16 protein-coding genes are annotated in these 18,481 nt (G+C 46.9%); 5 read left to right on the top strand and 11 right to left on the bottom strand.

Features of this window, described 5'->3' with window-relative positions:
• Window positions 1-582: 582 nt before the first annotated feature.
• Window positions 583-1,002 (top strand): hypothetical protein, encoded by a 420-nt coding sequence (locus tag ABO04_RS04170; protein ID WP_160809430.1) that lies wholly within the window; start codon window positions 583-585, stop codon window positions 1,000-1,002.
• A 371-nt stretch (window positions 1,003-1,373) separates the two neighbouring features.
• Here ABO04_RS04170 and ABO04_RS04165 read toward each other — a convergent pair whose 3' ends face one another.
• The 5 genes from ABO04_RS04165 to ABO04_RS04145 form a co-directional block, all read right to left on the bottom strand.
• Window positions 1,374-1,676 (bottom strand): hypothetical protein, encoded by a 303-nt coding sequence (locus ABO04_RS04165; protein WP_160809429.1) that lies wholly within the window; start codon window positions 1,674-1,676, stop codon window positions 1,374-1,376.
• Window positions 1,677-1,695: 19 nt separating this feature from the next.
• Entirely contained in the window at window positions 1,696-4,023 is a 2,328-nt protein-coding gene (locus ABO04_RS04160; RefSeq protein WP_160809428.1) for a nitric oxide reductase activation protein NorD, read from the bottom strand.
• Between the two features lie 41 nt (window positions 4,024-4,064).
• Window positions 4,065-4,868: a CbbQ/NirQ/NorQ/GpvN family protein gene (locus ABO04_RS04155; protein ID WP_160809427.1), complete on the bottom strand. Its 804-nt coding sequence runs from the start codon at window positions 4,866-4,868 to the stop codon at window positions 4,065-4,067.
• 115 nt (window positions 4,869-4,983) lie between these two features.
• Window positions 4,984-5,340: a ribulose bisphosphate carboxylase small subunit gene (locus ABO04_RS04150; RefSeq protein WP_160809426.1), complete on the bottom strand. Its 357-nt coding sequence runs from the start codon at window positions 5,338-5,340 to the stop codon at window positions 4,984-4,986.
• 73 nt (window positions 5,341-5,413) lie between these two features.
• Window positions 5,414-6,835, bottom strand: a complete 1,422-nt coding sequence (locus tag ABO04_RS04145; protein WP_160809425.1) for a form I ribulose bisphosphate carboxylase large subunit — start codon at window positions 6,833-6,835, stop codon at window positions 5,414-5,416.
• Window positions 6,836-7,019: 184 nt separating this feature from the next.
• Here ABO04_RS04145 and ABO04_RS04140 point away from each other — a divergent pair, with 184 nt between their 5' ends.
• Together ABO04_RS04140 and cheY are read left to right on the top strand one after the other, a co-directional pair.
• Window positions 7,020-7,955 carry a LysR family transcriptional regulator gene (locus ABO04_RS04140; RefSeq protein WP_160809424.1) on the top strand — a complete coding sequence of 312 codons (936 nt, stop codon included), beginning with the start codon at window positions 7,020-7,022 and terminating at the stop codon, window positions 7,953-7,955.
• A gap of 431 nt (window positions 7,956-8,386) precedes the next feature.
• The gene (gene cheY / locus ABO04_RS04135; protein WP_160809423.1) at window positions 8,387-8,782 is read left to right on the top strand and encodes a chemotaxis response regulator CheY; all 396 of its coding nucleotides are present in this window, start codon (window positions 8,387-8,389) and stop codon (window positions 8,780-8,782) included.
• A 383-nt stretch (window positions 8,783-9,165) separates the two neighbouring features.
• On the opposite strand, the gene ABO04_RS04130 is transcribed toward cheY, so the two are convergent.
• The 6 genes from ABO04_RS04130 to recA all read right to left on the bottom strand — a co-directional run bounded on the left by ABO04_RS04130 (window position 9,166) and on the right by recA (window position 16,042).
• Window positions 9,166-9,792: a carbonic anhydrase family protein gene (locus ABO04_RS04130; RefSeq protein WP_160809422.1), complete on the bottom strand. Its 627-nt coding sequence runs from the start codon at window positions 9,790-9,792 to the stop codon at window positions 9,166-9,168.
• Between the two features lie 386 nt (window positions 9,793-10,178).
• Window positions 10,179-10,775: a Smr/MutS family protein gene (locus ABO04_RS04125; protein WP_160809421.1), complete on the bottom strand. Its 597-nt coding sequence runs from the start codon at window positions 10,773-10,775 to the stop codon at window positions 10,179-10,181.
• 14 nt (window positions 10,776-10,789) lie between these two features.
• Complete coding sequence (trxB, locus tag ABO04_RS04120; protein ID WP_160809420.1) at window positions 10,790-11,743, bottom strand: thioredoxin-disulfide reductase; 954 nt, start codon at window positions 11,741-11,743, stop codon at window positions 10,790-10,792.
• A 39-nt stretch (window positions 11,744-11,782) separates the two neighbouring features.
• Window positions 11,783-14,374, bottom strand: a complete 2,592-nt coding sequence (alaS, locus tag ABO04_RS04115; RefSeq protein ID WP_160809419.1) for an alanine--tRNA ligase — start codon at window positions 14,372-14,374, stop codon at window positions 11,783-11,785.
• A 193-nt stretch (window positions 14,375-14,567) separates the two neighbouring features.
• Window positions 14,568-15,008 carry a recombination regulator RecX gene (recX, locus tag ABO04_RS04110; RefSeq protein WP_160809418.1) on the bottom strand — a complete coding sequence of 147 codons (441 nt, stop codon included), beginning with the start codon at window positions 15,006-15,008 and terminating at the stop codon, window positions 14,568-14,570.
• 2 nt (window positions 15,009-15,010) lie between these two features.
• The gene (gene recA / locus ABO04_RS04105) at window positions 15,011-16,042 is read right to left on the bottom strand and encodes a recombinase RecA (protein ID WP_160809417.1); all 1,032 of its coding nucleotides are present in this window, start codon (window positions 16,040-16,042) and stop codon (window positions 15,011-15,013) included.
• A gap of 250 nt (window positions 16,043-16,292) precedes the next feature.
• Here recA and adk point away from each other — a divergent pair, with 250 nt between their 5' ends.
• Entirely contained in the window at window positions 16,293-16,955 is a 663-nt protein-coding gene (gene adk / locus ABO04_RS04100) for an adenylate kinase (RefSeq protein WP_160809441.1), read from the top strand.
• A gap of 172 nt (window positions 16,956-17,127) precedes the next feature.
• Window positions 17,128-18,387: a 6-phosphofructokinase gene (locus ABO04_RS04095; protein ID WP_160809416.1), complete on the top strand. Its 1,260-nt coding sequence runs from the start codon at window positions 17,128-17,130 to the stop codon at window positions 18,385-18,387.
• Window positions 18,388-18,481 lie beyond the last annotated feature (94 nt).

Below are 18,481 nucleotides of genomic sequence, written 5' to 3'. Positions count from 1 at the left end.
AGTAAAGCTCTCAAAATGTTTGGTATGGATATGGTCATCAATGGCAAATAAGTGTTTGTTTAATAAACAATATCCGGAGGTTCAAATCCTCTCACCCCGACCAAATAATCCGGAAGCCCGGCTTGAAAATCACAACTTGTGCCTGCCGGCGGCACAGCATCGATGCTACAAACACCGCAGCATACTGAATTTACAGGTTAAAATGGGTGCTTCGGCTATCTGGCAGAAACTGAAACATCCATAAAACATGATTCGCTCAGCATAAGATTTAGCGTTCACATTCAAACGACTTTCTCAAAGTAAGTCCCGCCAAAACAATCTGAAATCGCGATACAATATTTTTGAAGATCTGGCAATTATTAAGAGTATTGACTGTCGGGATTTCCGGTTTCCTTAAAACACGCAGACAGAAAATTAAAACTCGAGCAGCAAGCGCGGATGTCTGTCAGCGGCCCATTGAAGACAAAGGCCACTTTTTCCCGGTATATTCAGAATATTCCACGATATCCGCTGAAGAATTGTCATTATTCTCCAAATTACTTGGATGACGATTATCAAACTACTTAATTAAGGATATTAAAAATGGAAATTACTTGTTATCGCGACCCTGAAGTTAAACGGGAAAAACGGACATTACCAGCGACCACCTACAATCTGGCTATTCAATTGTTCGCTCGCTGTGGCGCAAAAAGCTTGTTCATCCCTATCCGAAGCATGCAATATCTGGCCATCATCGATCACGAGGAATTTGTATTTGTCGATGGCCAGCGCAAATGCTGGGTAGATATCGCCTGGCAGAATTTCCATTCACATGCACGTGAATCACTTGATCAGCCCATCGAATACGAGGCGGTTTATTATCAAGAAGATCAAGCAGCAATTATGCGCCGCCTGCAAAGAGAGTTTCCGCTCGCCCTGTACGCAATGATGGCAAAGCAGGCCCCTCACAATCCAGCAAAAGTAATCAAATTCCGACCAAAAACATCTGCAGATCATTCCTGATGACAAATTGGAGACATATACAGTGAAGTATATTTCTTCAAATCTATGCATTCATGTTGTCGGGAGAGGATAAACCAGAATTCATTTGCTGAGCGTTTAACTACAAACCATAGTAATCGTAACGTTAGCTCCGAGATGCTCGCGAAGGAAAAGGTTGAATTTAACCACAGGAAACAGCTACACAGACAATCGGCGTGGGTATGAATAATGAAAGTCATACTGTTTATCAGCAGCTTTCAACCACACAACCACCATTCAGATATTTATAGAATCGTTCCCAGGCAACAAAAATCACGCAATACCCAGCACTCTCGAGATCCTTTCAACAAGACGCTGCTGTTCAAGTCTGGAACAGTGCACCAGCATAACTGTCAGGATTCATCACTAAGATCTGTATCCCAGCCGCTATTTCTTGCAATAACGATTCTCTTTTCATATAAAGCAGAATGTCGCTGCTGCAATTCTGGCGGCAAGAGACTGGGAAGATGCGAGTAAGGCTCCCACGCAACGTAAACTTCTTCATAGAGCACCTGCATCCGTTCCATACTCCATCCCGCACAAGTTTCACTTTCAGGCAGTATGTCAAACAACCATGCGTCAATCACCATACGCCCAAGCGGAGTCAATCCCCCATCAGCGTCCTGATCTATTCCAGAATAAGTTTTATCTTCCATAAAGATTCAGTACATAAATTTAGCGTGTCAGACCAGCGTAAAGCAAAGGTAGTTTTTCCGGCAAACGCTCAACCCGATCCACCACCATATAGTTACGCATACCAAAAATCCTGGAAACATACTGGTCTGCGCTGGGATCCAGGCTCATACAGTAGGTCATAATTCCCGATCGCCCCGCTTCCTCTACCGCCTTTTTCGTATCAAAGCGCAAATACTGCGGATCCCGTACATCTACATCCGCCGGCTCCCCATCAGTAATGACTAACAACAGCTTCTTCGCAGATGCCTGCAGCTTAAGATAATAACTCGCATGGCGTATCGCCGCTCCCATGCGTGTAGAAAGCTGCCCGGTCATACCAGCCAGTCGCATTTTCGGAATTTCGCTATACGGTTGATCAAAATCCTTAAAACGGAAATATTCCACATCATGCCGGCCATCGGAGCAGAAACCGTGTATTGCGAACGGATCACCGATCCGATGGATTGCATCTGCTAACAGAACAGTCGCCTGCCGGGTCAGATCCAGCACCGAGAATTCCTGGCCATTGACCATATTATTGGTAGATTCAGACAGATCCAGCAATACCAGCACCGAGATATCTCTGACTTTACGCACCGAACGCATCATGACACGCGGATCAGGGAACTGTCCCATGCGAATATCGATCAGTGAAGAAACGGCGGCATTAATATCAATTTCATCACCGTCTTCCAGTTTGCGCATTCTCTGTACACCTTGTGGTTGCATAGCGTCAAACAGAAATTTGATCCGCTGAATTTCCTTTTTGTACTGCGCAGCAATATCATCAATAATCTGGATGTCTCCCAACTCCGCACGCTTTTCCTGAATCGTTGACCATTCAGGTCGTTCCAGCTGAATCTTGTAATCCCACTCGGAATAATAATGAGGTGAAGCAATCTGTTCCTTGCCCCACATGGTGTTATAGGAAATACCATTATCTTCATAGGGAAAAAGTTCAGAATCCAGTATCCATACTTCGTTGGCATCATCACCAGCAAATTCGCATTCTGTTTCATTAATGAATTCCATCAAACTGACTCGTCTGCGAACCTGCTTCGGTGCACCATATCCGGCAGCAATTGAACGTTCGAAATCAAACTCCTCAAACTCCCAGAAGTAGCGGTTATCGTCACGATAAGGCGCTGATAGAATATCGGTTCTGGGATTAAATGGAATTCTTTTACTCATCAGCTCATGCGCAAGTTGCACACCAATATCCCAGCTTATCTGGTTATCTTCCAGATTATCTTGTGCTCTGGCAAACAACAGGCGTCCCTGAACAACCCATTCATCCATATCCGGATAATCCGGATCAAGCAGCGCGTGAGCGAGACGGTTCAGATAATCTCCAATGGTTGTTTCCATCGCAGGCGTTGCTGTATGCAGTGCTGACCAGGTCTGACGCAACCCGGGAAAACGGCGAATGGATAGCGCCTCCACTCGTGCATCTTCAATAACAGCAATAACTGCCATCTGCAGCGGGTTCAGAGATTCCGCAGAAATCGGTTTTTTCGTTTCCACCAGATGTGCGGCTGAGTGAGCAGCGGCTGCCCGATACACCTCAACTGCGGAAACATCGCCATATGCATCAAAAGCATCAGGCAAATGAATAATGTAATCATCGATAAACGGACGGTAACCTTCCCGGTTTTCAAAATCTCCTGAAGTCGGACGCATATAGAAATCACGCGCCCAGAGTGCACGCAGATAAATATTAATACGTCGCTGCACATCAACGAATAATGTACCTTTTCGCTCTTTCTTCAGTACAGCTTGCGACTCTTTAGAACCAAGACTGAAATACTGGAGCTGTGCCTCGTAATCCGTCCGATGAGCATGCGCGCCCCACAATGCCCAGCGCCGCAAACCTCCCAGCGTAAGCTGATTGAACAGAACATCCAAATTGTCCAGCATAGGACGAATACCACGAGGTGCTTGCGCGATAAATGTATTTAAAAACTGTAAGTAATTGCGGAATAGATCCGCGTCACCCAACCTGCCAGCTGCGATAGAAGATGTTGCGATAATCAGCTCTACGACAGACCCTGATGTTTTGGATGAAAGTTTCAGACAGGCAGTCGCCAGCTCACTGATTACATCATCCCCCACTTCCCGGACCACCTTGGGAATTTCATTGATCCAGACATCAACCAGGGAACGACCACGTCCAAGCGCCTGTAAAGCAGAAGCACCCTTCAGATAATTGTCGATTCCCCTCGGAGAGAGGTCTTTTGTTGCGTCGCGCCAGTTTTTCTCCAGTAAAGCTCTGGATTCAAACTGTAGTGATTCCAATTCTTCACTGTAATCTGTCAGATTTATACTCATGATCTGTCCTGAAAAAATTACTTCCGGAAAAATTCAATTTTTTAAAAGAAAGTTGTTACTGCAGCATCCAGTGCATCGCGCATATCCGGATCGTCGGTAATCGGGCGTACCAGAGCCATCCGACAGGCTGCATGAATATCAACACCCTTCGCAATCAGATTTCCGGCATAAATCAGCATGCGGGTGGATATTCCTTCATCCAGACCATGCCCTTTAAGGTTACGTGCACGCTCAGCAATTGAAACCAGTTTTCCAGCTGTAGCAATATCCACCTTAGTTTCATGCGCAACAATTTCAGTTTCAATATCATGTTCCGGATAATTGAAATCCAGCGCACCAAAACGCTGCTTAGTTGATTGTTTTAAATCTTTCATCAGGCTCTGGTAACCCGGATTGTAAGAAATCACCAACTGAAAATCAGGGTGTGCGCTCACCAGCTCCCCTTTCTTTTCCAACGGCAACACCCTGCGATTGTCCGTCAGTGGATGAATAACAACTGTGGTGTCCTGCCGCGCTTCAACCACCTCGTCCAGATAACAAATTGCACCATAACGTGCTGCGGCTGTCAGCGGGCCATCCTGCCAACGAGTGCCCTGAGCATCAAGCAGAAATCGACCAACGAGATCCGATGCCGTCATGTCTTCGTTACATGCTACGGTAATCAGTGGTTTTCCCAGTTTCCACGCCATATATTCGACAAAACGGGTTTTCCCACATCCAGTAGGGCCTTTCAGCATCATAGGCATGCGAACAGAATAGGCCGCTTCGTACAGTGCCACTTCATCCGCGACCGGGCGGTAATATGGCTCATTTTTAACAAGATACTGTTTGATAACGTCGCTCATTTCTTCTCCAGCATTGAAAACGTAATTCAGTCATTAAACAAAAAAACCCTCCGCTACCTTGCAGCAACGGAGGGTTTGCTATCCAGAAACCCTTACTGCGTACTCAGATTGATTATCAGACCGTTTTACCGCGATAAACCACCATCGCTGCACCCTGACTTTGATTAAAGTTGTTATAACCCATTAAACGCACATGATTATTTGGGTTGGCTTTATGACAAGCTTCTGCTTCGGCGAGAACACGTTCTACATCAGTCTCTCCAAACATTGGCAACTTCCACATATACCAATAATTACTCATTAGAAACTCAGGCTCAGTATGCTCAATAGCCGGATTCCAGCCCTTGCTTACAATATATTCAGCCTGTTTTCTGACTTGCTCCTTATCCATCGCCGGCAGATAGGAAAATGTACCAAACTTACGACTCGCCGGATCAGACAAACGGCTTTTATAATCAATTACTTCTGACATACATTTAACTCCATGTGAGTGATCGCATTCCTCGTGCACACTTGATGCGTGATGCACGAAGAGGGTTACTAAATTATCTGTGAGCTACATCCAGCTTATCCACTGTATCGAACTCAAATTTGATTTCTTTCCATGTTTCCATGGCAATTTTGAGTTCCGGACTGTTTTTAGCGGCTTCAGTCAGGATCGTTTTTCCTTCTTTTTCAATTGCCACACCGCGGTTACGTGCTTCAACACATGCTTCAACTGCAACACGGTTAGCAGCAGCGCCGGCAGCAGCGCCCCATGGGTGACCTAATGTACCACCACCAAACTGGAGACATGAATCATCACCAAAAATGGTTACCAGCGCAGGCATGTGCCAAACGTGGATACCGCCAGAAGCAACAGGTATTACGCCGGGCATGGAACCCCAATCCTGGTCAAACATGATGCCGCGAGCACGGTCTTCTTTAATGAACTTATCGCGCATAATGTCGATCCAGCCCAGTGTTGCTTCACGGTCACCTTCCAACTTCCCAACCACTGTACCGGAGTGAAGATGGTCACCACCCGACAGACGCAGCAATTTTGCCAGAACACGGAAGTGGATACCATGATGCGGATTACGGTCAATCACAGCGTGCATCGCGCGGTGAATATGCAGCAGAATGCCATTGTCCCGACACCAGTTAGCCAGACCCGAGTTTGCACAGAAACCGCCGGCAATGTAGTCGTGCATGATGATTGGCGCACCAAGCTCTTTGGCGTGCTCAGCACGTTTGTACATTTCTTCCGGGGTTGGTGCGGTTACGTTCAGGTAGTGACCTTTACGTTCGCCTGTTTCACGCTCAGCTTTGTGAATAGCTTCCATCACAAAGTCAAAACGTTGACGCCATCTCATGAATGGCTGGCTATTGACGTTTTCATCATCTTTAGTAAAGTCCAGACCACCACGCAGACATTCATACACAGCACGGCCATAGTTTTTAGCTGACAAACCCAGTTTTGGCTTAATGGTACAGCCCAGATACGGACGACCATATTTGTTGAGCAAGTCACGTTCAACCTGAATGCCATGAGGTGGGCCGCCACAGGTTTTCACATAAGCTATCGGGAAACGAACGTCTTCCAGACGCAGCGATCTGACAGCTTTAAATCCAAATACATTACCCGTCAGTGAAGTGAGTACGTTAACAACTGATCCCTCTTCAAACAGATCAATCGGATATGCAATAAATGCATAAAAACTACTATCATCTCCCGGCACGTCTTCAATCTTGTATGCACGACCTTTGTAATAATCCAGATCCGTCAAAAGGTCAGTCCATACTGTCGTCCACGTTCCGGTTGAAGATTCAGCAGCTACAGCAGCAGCCGCTTCTTCTCTATCGACTCCCGGCTGAGGAACAATTTTAAAACAAGCTAGAATATCCGTGTCTTGCACGTTGTAATCTGGCTCCCAATAGGTTGATCGATACTCTTTAACACCAGCATCGTATTTTTTAACAGCCATTTCTACAATCTCCTTGTAAAATTCATCCATTACTTGAAACCACATGGATGTACAGCGTTAATGAAATTAATCTAAACTGCGAAAAAGACTATATCACGACACAAATCATAAGTTAAAATTAATAATTGTAATCGTTACAATATAGTTTTCTTTATACAAGAAAATAATGACGCGTCAATAAACCATGCTACACATCACATTCCACCAGCTTAAGATTTTTGAATCAGTAGCACGTCTCCTGAACTTCACACACGCAGCCGAAGAGCTTCATTTAACCCAGCCGGCCGTTTCTATTCAAATCAAACGACTGGAAGAAATGGTTGCGCTACCGCTATTCGAGCAAATTGGCAGGCGTGTTCATTTGACAGAAGCAGGCAAGGAGCTTTTTCATTACAGCCGCAGTATCACGCAGCAACTGGTCGATATGGAGTTGGCGCTCGATGAACTCAAAGGACTGGAACGAGGAAAGCTAAGCATATCAGTTGTCAGCACCGCTAATTACTTTGTTCCGAATCTTCTGGCCAAGTTTTGTCAACGTTATCCCGGCATTACCATTAGTCTGCATGTTTCCAACCGTGAAAGCGTTCTCAGGCAACTGGCAGATAACATGATGGATCTGGCAATCATGGGACAACCACCGGAGGGATTGGATATTACTTCAGAATCATTCATGGAAAACCCGCTTGTCATTATTTCTCCACCAGGACATCCACTCTGCAATCAGAAGCAGATCCCGGTCAAGCGACTGGAACAAGAAATTTTTCTTGTCAGGGAACCCGGCTCCGGCACAAGAAACGCAATGGAACGTTTTTTTGCCCGCGAAAAAGTCGATATTCATAAGGGAATGGAAGCAGATACAGCAGAAGCCATCAAACAAGCTATCCAGGCTGGAATGGGATTGGGAATCATGTCATTACATACCATCAGACTGGAAATTGAAGCCAAACGTCTAGAAATTCTTGATATACAGGGCTTTCCAATCATACGACATTGGAATGTCGTACATCAGAAAAACAAGCGTCTCTCCAAAATATCAAGCGTATTCAAGCAATTTTTGCTGAACGAAGCATCTGATCTTGTGGCACTTGAATACTCACACCGTAATACCGCAACTATTTGATCAAACGGACTGACCCAGAATCAATACTTCTAGCTACCAGATAAACAAGGCAACAATAATCCTGGTGATCACAATCCAGTTTATACAAATGATTGTTATCAAATAAAAATTTTACAGCGTTACCATTGAACCTGAATCCGGCAGTTGATCACTTCTGACCATCTCAGAGTCCGCGTAAACACCGGCCTTCTCCACTTTGATCAGGCGCACCCAGGCCGGGATTCAGATTAAAAACTTACTCAAGTATTTTCCTGCCAGACCGTTTATTGGAAAGCAAAATTCTGAACTCGATAAATAAAACGGATAAGCACGCGTTTGATTTGTGAAAATCGGATTATTTATTCCGCAGAGAGAATAATGCCTTGATTCTTTCACAGCAAACAATTACAAACACCTGGGCACAAGGCAAAGTTACTTAAGGGGATAATGCAATGACAGATAAAAATCTTAGATTTCTGGTAGTGGATGATTTCTCAACAATGCGCAGAATTATTCGCAATCTGCTCAAGGATCTTGGTTTTAATAACGTCGAAGAAGCTGAAGATGGCGCTATGGCTTTGAAAAAATTACGTGACAGTAGCTTCGATTTCATCATCTCGGACTGGAACATGCCTAACATGGATGGACTAACCATGCTGCAAAATATCCGTGCAGATAATGCACTGAAAGACATTCCTGTGCTGATGGTCACTACCGAATCAAAAAAGGAAAACATTATTGCCGCTGCTCAAGCTGGAGCAAACGGGTACATCGTCAAACCTTTTACAGCTGTTACGCTGGATGAGAAGCTAAACAGGATCCTCCAGAATATGACCGTACACGCCTGAGCTTTGCCTCTCTTCTGACAAACAGATACAACCCATAAAGATGAATAATAGCTTGGCCTATGTTGCCAACAAAACAACACAAGCCACCGAATGCTCTCTGCTGGCAATAGAAAACGCCAAGTCCACTCTGGAATGATCTTGCAGCAAACGCTACCAGTTTATGCAGGCTATGGCAGACGCCAAGGCAGCCGCCGCCCTCATTACAAACATCCTGCTCTAAATAACATGCTCAAATAAACCCTCAATTTTTTGAGCAATATTCCTGAGCAAACCAGCTCCATACAGGCTGATCTCACGGAAATCATGGTGACACAGAACTTTCAACTGACCAAGCCGGGTCTCTAAAGAAAACCGGCTACAAAGGTCATCTGGCCGCAAAAATCTTACCTATCATAAAACGTAACTCCTCCTGTATCCACATCATACATACCACCAATCAAGGCAATTTCATTATTAGCCAACATCTTCGCGAGAATCTGGCTGCGTTTAGGTATTTCATTCATGACATGGTGCACATTCAAACGCCCAACCTCCTTCATAAATGCTGGATCCGACGTATCAGCGCCGACTTTCTCTGATAATGCAGTATTTATGGCAGGACTCAACTTATCCAGCAAAGCTGTCAGATTACCCAATTTAACGCCATGACATGCACCTTTGACAGCGCCGCATTTACTATGTCCCAGTATCATGATGACTTTTGAACCTGCAATGTGGCAAGCAAACTCCATACTTCCAAGGATATCTTCATTCAGAATATTACCGGCTATTCTGCAACTAAAAATATCGCCCAATCCCTGGTCAAATATCAATTCGGCCGAAGTACGCGAATCGATACAGCTCAGAATCACAGCAAACGGAAATTGTCCTTCGCATGTTTCATTCACTTGCTGCAGCAAATTCCGCCCCAGCTTCAGATTGCCTATAAAGCGCTGATTGCCATCTTTCAGCAGTTGTATCGCTTGCTCAGGCGACAGATGCGCCTGTATTTCTCTGGTAAGAGTTCTCATATGACCTGTTCATTGAAGGATTGATAAGAAGCTTTTTCAGCTTCTTGCAGCAAAGAAACCAGCTCGCCCATATCAGGTCTCATAATAAGCGACATTTGTTCTTTGTTTCCAAGTAGGGATGCCGCTAATCTCAACCTTGGTATCACGTATTGAGCACGTTGCTGACACTGTTTTTGTTAAGAAATAAAATGTAAGAATTTCCACATGTTAGGCGCACCACCTGGCAAAGCGCGATGAAGTACAGCATGGTTATTCCCTGCAACAAAGAACAACACAGCCAGATAACGTATCTGGGCGCAGTCGGGTTCGCAGCAGTTCATCTGCCAAGTTAGCATGTGCGGGCAGCAGGCTCACTATCCATCCAGCTTCCAGAAGTTGGTAAGCAATCAACTGCGATTTCCAGGCTTATCCGCATTTTTCAGAAGAATCAATACAGCTCCACTTCCCCCATGTTCAGGCAGTGCCTGACAAAAAGCGAGCACATCATCATGGCGCATCAGCCAGCTGCCCGTCAGGATTTTTAGTACCGGTTTGCGGTTCTTTGAACTGAGCCCTCTGCCATGAATAATGCGTACACAGCGATATCCCTGCGAAATAGCCGTATCCAGAAATGTCACCAATATCCGATACGCCTCAGCCCGATTGAATCCATGCAGATCAAGTTCATCCTGAACAGACCAATATCCACGCCGCAACTTTCTCAGGGTATATCGCTGCAGACCAGGACGGGTAAACGACCATTCATCACCCTCTCCTATCTCCTGCTGATGACCGCCGGACAAGTCATAGTCAACACAAGACAGGATTGGTGCATGAGGTTGAATAAACAGCCGGCGTTTTGATTGAGAAAGTGTCACTTTCCTCCCGGTCTTGACGAGGGGGCTGACACCTTGCACAGCCTCACGGAACAAGGCAACATCATCATTGCTGATCTCCTGGCCGAGCGGCTGGCTATCCTCTTCCACACGTAAAGGCGCGGACATAAAATTCATAACACTCAGGTAAGTGTTTCAAGATATCTTTCTGCGTCCAATGCAGCCATACAACCACTGGCGGCACTGGTAACTGCCTGACGGTAAATATAATCCTGTACATCGCCAGCCGCGAATGCACCCGGGATACTGGTCGCCGTTGCATTGCCCTCGTTTCCGCTCTGCGTAACGATGTAACCATTTTTCATTTCCAGCTGCCCCTGAAACAGATCGGTATTGGGATGATGCCCGATTGCAATGAACACACCCTGCAAATCCAAATCACGGATTGCATCGTTGCGGACATGACGAATGCGCGCTCCGGTAACGCCACTGTCATCGCCTTTCACCTCTTCCAGAACATGATCAAGTGCCAGTTCGATCTTGCCGCTTTGCACCTTCTCCATCAGCTTATCGATCATGATCTTTTCTGAACGGAATTTATCGCGCCGATGTACCACGGTGACCTTCCGGGCAATATTCGACAGATAGAGCGCTTCCTCCACGGCGGTATTTCCTCCCCCAATTACGGCGACATCCTGATTTTTATAGAAAAACCCGTCACACGTCGCGCAAGCCGAAACACCTTTCCCCATAAATGCTTCCTCAGAGGGCAGCCCAAGATATTTAGCAGAAGCACCGGTCGCAATGATCAGGGCATCACAGGTATAAGTACCCTGATCACCAATCAGTTCAAACGGCTTTTTCGTCAAACGGGCGGTATGAATGTGATCAAATATGATCTCAGTCTGGAAACGCTCAGCGTGTTTCTGAAAACGTTCCATCAGCTCCGGTCCCTGCACACCTGCTGCATCAGCCGGCCAGTTGTCCACATCGGTTGTCGTCATGAGCTGGCCGCCTTGTGCCATTCCCGTGATCACCACGGGATCAAGATTGGCACGGGCAGCATAAACAGCCGCTGTATAGCCGGCAGGGCCGGAGCCGAGAATGAGTAATTTGCAATGTCTGGTTGTTGTCATAATTAAATAAGAAAAATGTCAGAATAGTTTTGGTACTTGTTAAAGATTGCGCTCCACCCAATCCGCCACACTGGCCAGTGCTTGCGGCAGCTTTTCCGGCAGTGTGCCACCGGCTTGTGCCATATCTGCACGCCCACCGCCTTTTCCACCCACCTGTTGCGCAACGAAATTGATCAGGTCACCTGCTTTGAGTTTTTTTGTCAAATCATCTGTCACACCGGTAATGAGCATTACTTTATTGCCTTCGATCGTCCCCAGCACAACAACACAAGGCTTCAACCGGCTCTTGAAATTATCCAGCGTTTCACGCAGCGTCCTGATATTTACATTTTCCAGCGCAGTTGCCAGCACCCGAACACCTTTGATTTCCTGCACCTGTTCAACCAGGGAAGCGCTTTGCATGCTGGCAAGTTTCGACCGTAAGGTGACGATCTCCTTCTCCATCTGCCTGATATGATCCAGCATCTGGGATAACTTCAAAGCAGCTTCGTGTGGTGCTGCCTTGAGCACATCGGAAACCTGTTGTAACTGTTGCTCCTGCTGCTGTGTATACGCCAGGGCAGCCTCACCCGTCAGTGCTTCAATCCGGCGAATGCCTGCCGCCACGCCAGATTCCGCGACAATCCGGAAGAAACCGATATCACCACTGTAGCCCACATGCGTTCCGCCACACAGCTCGGTTGAAAAATCACCCATTGATACAACGCGTACCGTATCGCCATATTTTTCACCGAACAATGCCATGGCGCCCTGTTTGACAGCTTCATCATAGGCCATCGAGCGTGTTGCAACTTCATGGTTCTTACGTATTTGTGCATTCACGAGATTTTCAACCTGGTCAATCTCGTTTGCCTGCATCGCACTGTTATGAGAAAAATCGAAGCGCAATCTGTCAGCATCCACCAGCGATCCTTTTTGCGTGACATGCTTGCCCAGCACCTGGCGCAATGCAGCATGCAGCAAATGTGTTGCGGAATGATTATAGGCAGTATTGATCCGGGCAATCGGATCGACCCTGGCGATCACCTGGTCACCTGTCACCAGCCGACCACTGGTCAGTACGCCTGTATGGCCGAACACCTTGGCCTGAATTTTACGAGTATCTTTTACGGTGAAAGTGCCTCCTCCCGACAAAAGCTCTCCACTGTCGCCGGCCTGACCGCCCGATTCTGCATAAAAGGGAGTCTGATCCAATACAACCACAGCTTCCTCACCGGCTTCTATGAAATCCGCACGACTACCTCCCTTGTACAACGCCAGAATATGGGCTTCGTGCTGCAGTGTTTCATAGCCGCAAAACTCGGTGGGCAATCCGATATATTCAAGGCCTGTCTGCATGGTGAATTTGCCACTGGCACGTGCACGATCCCGTTGTTGTGCCATACATACTTCAAATCCGGCCAGATCAATTCCAATGCCGCGTTCACGAACAATATCTGCTGTCAGATCAACCGGAAAACCAAAGGTATCGTACAGACGAAAAACAATATCACCCGAAAGCGTATCGCTTTCCCGCGATAATGCAGCTTCCAGCACTTCCATGCCATTATCCAGCGTTTCGGCAAAACGCTCCTCTTCCTGTCTGATAACACCGGCCACATGCTTTCTGGCAGCCATTAATTCCGGATAGGCCTGCCCCATGACATCAGCCAGATCATCCACCAGCAAATAAAAAAATGGCTGTTTCTGCCCCAGCCGGTATCCATGCCGAATGGCACGACGCAGAATGCGCCGTAATACGTAACCGCGCCCTTCATTATCCGGAATCACCCCATCTGCAATCAGGAAAGCACAGGCTCGGATATGATCTGCAATAACCTTCAACGAATTGTTTGACAGATCCTGTTCACCGGTCACTCTGGCAGCTGCTTCAATCAGGTAGCGAAACAGATCAATTTCATAGTTACTATGCACCTGTTGCATAACCGCTGCAATACGCTCCAGCCCCATACCGGTATCCACCGATGGCTTGGGCAATGAATGCAATTCTCCGCTGGCATCACGGTTATATTGCATGAATACCAGATTCCAGATTTCAACGTAACGATCACCGTCCGCATCCTCCGATCCGGGTGGCCCCCCTGCTATTTCCGGACCATGATCATAAAAAATTTCAGAACAGGGGCCACAAGGCCCTGTATCTCCCATCTGCCAAAAATTATCTGATGTCGCGATACGAACCATCCTGGAAGGAGTAATTCCCACTTCATTCAGCCAGATATCCGCCGCTTCATCATCCTCCGCATACACGGTTGCCCACAACCTGTCCTTGGGAATATTCAGTGAGCCAGTCAGAAACTCCCAGGCAAATAAAATAGCGTTACGCTTGAAATAGTCTCCAAAACTGAAATTACCGAGCATTTCAAAAAAGGTATGATGGCGCGCGGTATAACCCACATTCTCCAGGTCATTATGCTTGCCACCAGCGCGTACACAACGCTGAGCACTGACGGCACGAACGTAAGAACGCTTGTCCTGGCCAAGAAACACATCCTTAAATTGCACCATACCCGCATTGGTAAACAATAAGGTAGGATCATTTCCAGGCACCAACGGGCTGGATGGCACAACGACATGCCCGTATGCTTCAAAGAAATCAAGAAATTTCTGTCTGATCTCGCTGCTTTTCATATCAATATTTTATGTAACTGTTATATGGAATAAACCCATTCAACAGAACATTTCCAGAAATTGGTTTTTCAGATTGCATAACGCTCACTCCCTTGTCTGCTCATTTGCGATTTCCCATTACCGACACACCCCGTGCCTTGCACTTCATCCTACGTAACCTGGTGTTAGAAGGACCCCACAAAAAACGCATGATTCAGTTTTCCGCTTCCCGGGTATCGGACAAGACTTTGCTTATTACTTCGGAAGGAAACCCTTTTCCTGCCAGATAACGAATCTGCCTTCCTCGCTCTTCCGGAGTAGAGGGAACAACACCAAATTTTTTGCCCCAAAGCGCTTGCGCACTGGAAAATTCTGTTTGCTCGAAATCTTTCATGGCGGCGTCAACCAGATGATCGGCAATTCCCTTCATCCGCAGCTCATAGCGTATCCGCCTGCTTCCATATTTACGACGACGTGCGTGCAGGAGCTGCTCGGCAGCTCTTTCGTCCGACAGCAGTTTTTGTTGTTCAAGTCTGTCAAGAACATTTTTCAGTTCACTGAGCGTATGCTCATGACGTGACAATTTCTTTTCCAGCTCTTGCCGTGAATACTCCCGTCGCGCGAGATAGCTCAAAGCACGCGCATATAAACTCATCTTTATTCACCGGCTGATAAGGGAACAACCCGATTATCCCGCTCAGCAAGCCCGACAGCGGCACGGATTTTCTGCTCAATCTCGCGCGCAAGTTCCTTGTGTTCTTTCAGGTAATCACGCACATTATCCCTGCCCTGTCCGATTTTTTCCCCATTACAGGAATACCAGGCACCTGCTTTTTCAATCAGCTTATGCAACACACCCAGCTCGATAATCTCACTCTCACGTGAAATACCCTCGCCATACAAAATATCAAAATCCGCCTGTTTGAAGGGTGGAGCAACTTTGTTCTTGACAACTTTGACACGAGTCTCGTTACCGACTATTTCCTCACCACGTTTGATTGACCCGGTACGCCGAATATCAAGGCGTACAGAAGCATAAAATTTCAACGCATTACCGCCTGTAGTCGTTTCGGGATTACCAAACATCACCCCGATCTTCATGCGTATTTGATTGATGAAAATCACCATAGTATTGGTACGCTTGATATTGGCGGTCAGCTTGCGCAAAGCTTGTGACATTAATCTTGCCTGCAATCCCATCTGAGGTTCGCCCATCTCTCCTTCTATTTCAGCGCGGGGCGTCAGTGCCGCAACCGAATCAACTACAACAATATCAACCGATCCAGATCGAACCAGCATATCGGTAATTTCCAGTGCCTGTTCACCATTATCCGGCTGGGAGATCAGCAACTCCTGCACATTAACGCCGATTTTTTGAGCATACTGTGGATCCAGAGCATGTTCCGCATCAATAAAAGCAGCGGTCCCGCCCAGCTTCTGCATTTCTGCTATGACCTGCAGTGTCAAAGTAGTTTTACCCGAAGATTCCGGGCCGTAAATCTCGATAATGCGCCCGCGCGGCAACCCTCCCACACCCAGTGCAATATCCAGGCTCAGCGAACCCGTAGATACCACTTGGATGTCCTTGGCCACATCACTGTCACCCAACCGCATGATTGAACCCTTACCATATTGCTTTTCAATCTGAGCAAGTGCAGCCGCAAGTGCCTTGTTTTTGTTTTCGTCCATAGTTATCCTCAAAAAAGATAGCTGAAATTATCGCATATTCAATCTGCAAAAAAGCGCCGCCCGGTGGCAGCCATTATGCCAGCACGTCCAATATCTCCAAAAACTTCAAGCCACTGGCCGGCCTGAGATATAATTCACGTCAAAATCTACAGAAGGGAATGTCGATCTCGATTACTCACGAGACATTTTATGGCACATACTGCTTCAGAACGGTCAAGTTAACCCCTGATAAAAACAAAGGAGGCCAATCATTCGTATCATATTACTGGGCGCACCAGGTGCGGGCAAAGGCACTCAGGCAGGCTTCATCCGCAAGCATTTCTCAATTCCACAAATTTCTACCGGCGATATACTCCGTAGTGCTGTAAAAGCAGGGACCGAGCTGGGCATAATGGCAAAAAAAATCATGGAATCCGGCGGGCTGGTGCCGGACAAAATTATCATTGATCTGGTACGTAACCGAATTGAGGAACCTGATTGTGCCAACGGTTTTTTGTTCGATGGTTTTCCTCGCACCATCCCCCAGGCCGATGCACTTAAAACAGCCAATGTGCATATAGACTACGTCATCGAAATCGATGTCCCTGATACTGAGATCATAAAACGTTTATCAGGACGTCGTGTACATCCATCCTCAGGCCGGATTTACCATATCGAATTTAATCCGCCAGCAGTCACTGATCGAGATGATGTGACCGGCGAAGTACTGGTTCTGCGTGATGATGACCGGGAAGAAACCGTACGCAAGCGTCTGCAGGTTTATCATGACCAGACCCAGCCATTGGTTGGATACTACCTCGAATGGTCAAACAGCAGCGATTCCAATGCGCCAGATTACGTCAAAATCGCCGGAACTGGTAACGTGGAAACCATACAGGAGAACATTATTGCAGCGCTTAAGCAGGCAGGATAAGCACTCCCTAGCGCTCCCCGTCCCGATCATTCACTGGAGATGATTAAAGCAAATGACGAGCAGACTGTAACGACCTGATCAGGCAGCCGGTTTTCAGGAGCCACTGCCAGTTGACACTTATTTAATATGGTATGCGGATGAGAAACAGGTTTTGATCAACCAGGAGTGGAGTATGACTATAAAAAATGCATTTTATGCCCAATCTGGCGGTGTAACAGCTGTAATTAATGCTTCGGCGGCAGGTGTGCTGGAAACAGCACGCGCGCACCCGGATAAAATCGGAAACGTCTACGCCGGCCGTAATGGCATTATTGGCGCTCTCACTGAAGATCTGATCGACACCAGTGCGGAATCCTCTGAAGCAATCCAGGCATTACGCCACACACCATCCGGGGCATTCGGCTCCTGTCGCTATAAACTGAAAAGTCTGGAAGACAACCGACGAGAATATGAACGCCTGATTGAAGTATTCAAAACCCATAATATCGGCTATTTCTTCTATAACGGCGGTGGTGATTCGGCCGATACCTGCCTGAAGGTTTCACAACTGGCCGACACACTCGGTTATCCGATCCAGGCGATTCATGTACCCAAGACAGTTGACAACGATCTGCCTGTCACGGATTGTTGCCCGGGGTTCGGCTCGGTTGCCAAATACGTGGCTGTCTCCATGCTGGAAGCCAGCTTTGATGTCGCCAGCATGTCCAAAACATCAACCAAGGTATTCATTCTGGAAGTGATGGGCCGCCATGCCGGATGGATTGCAGCTGCAGGCGGTCTGGCTTCCAGTAAAGGACTTGAGGTTCCAATTATCATCCTGTTCCCGGAAATCACGTTTGATGAAGAAAAATTTTTGGCCAAAACAGATCGTTACGTCAAAGAATACGGCTATTGCACAGTAGTGGTATCAGAAGGCGTAAAAGGCACTGACGGCAAGTTTCTGTCTGACCAGGGATTACGCGATGCCTTTGGGCACGCGCAACTAGGCGGAGTGGCTCCGGTAATCGCAAATATCGTCAAAAATGGTTTGGGGATGAAATACCACTGGGGTGTCGCTGATTATCTGCAACGTGCAGCGCGGCATATTGCTTCCAGAACAGACGTGGAACAAGCCTACGCCATGGGCAAGGCTGCCGTGGAATATGCGCTGGCCGGACATAATTCCGTTATGCCTACCATCGAACGTCTCTCCAGCTCACCCTATACCTGGAAAGTCGGTATGGTCGAGCTTTCCAGAGTCGCTAATGTGGAAAAGATGATGCCTGCCGATTTTATTAGTGAAGATGGTTTCGGCATTACCGATAAATGCCGCGAATATCTCAGCCCGTTAATCGAAGGAGAAGATTATCCACCGTATAAAAACGGATTACCTGATTATGTTAGGCTGAAAAATGTCGCGGTAGCGAAAAAACTGGCTGAGTTCAAAATTTAATCTGTTTTGTTTTTTGACAGCAAGAGCATATAAAATATGTATTTAAGCTATATATGCTCAAGCTGTTCACGATTTTGATTGTGGATTGATGCGG

The sequence above is a fragment of the Nitrosomonas sp. HPC101 genome (assembly GCF_009833125.1).
In the GTDB taxonomy this organism is placed as follows: domain Bacteria; phylum Pseudomonadota; class Gammaproteobacteria; order Burkholderiales; family Nitrosomonadaceae; genus Nitrosomonas.
The sequence above is the reverse complement of the archived record's forward strand: the minus strand, read 5'-3'. Positions and strand labels throughout refer to the sequence as shown.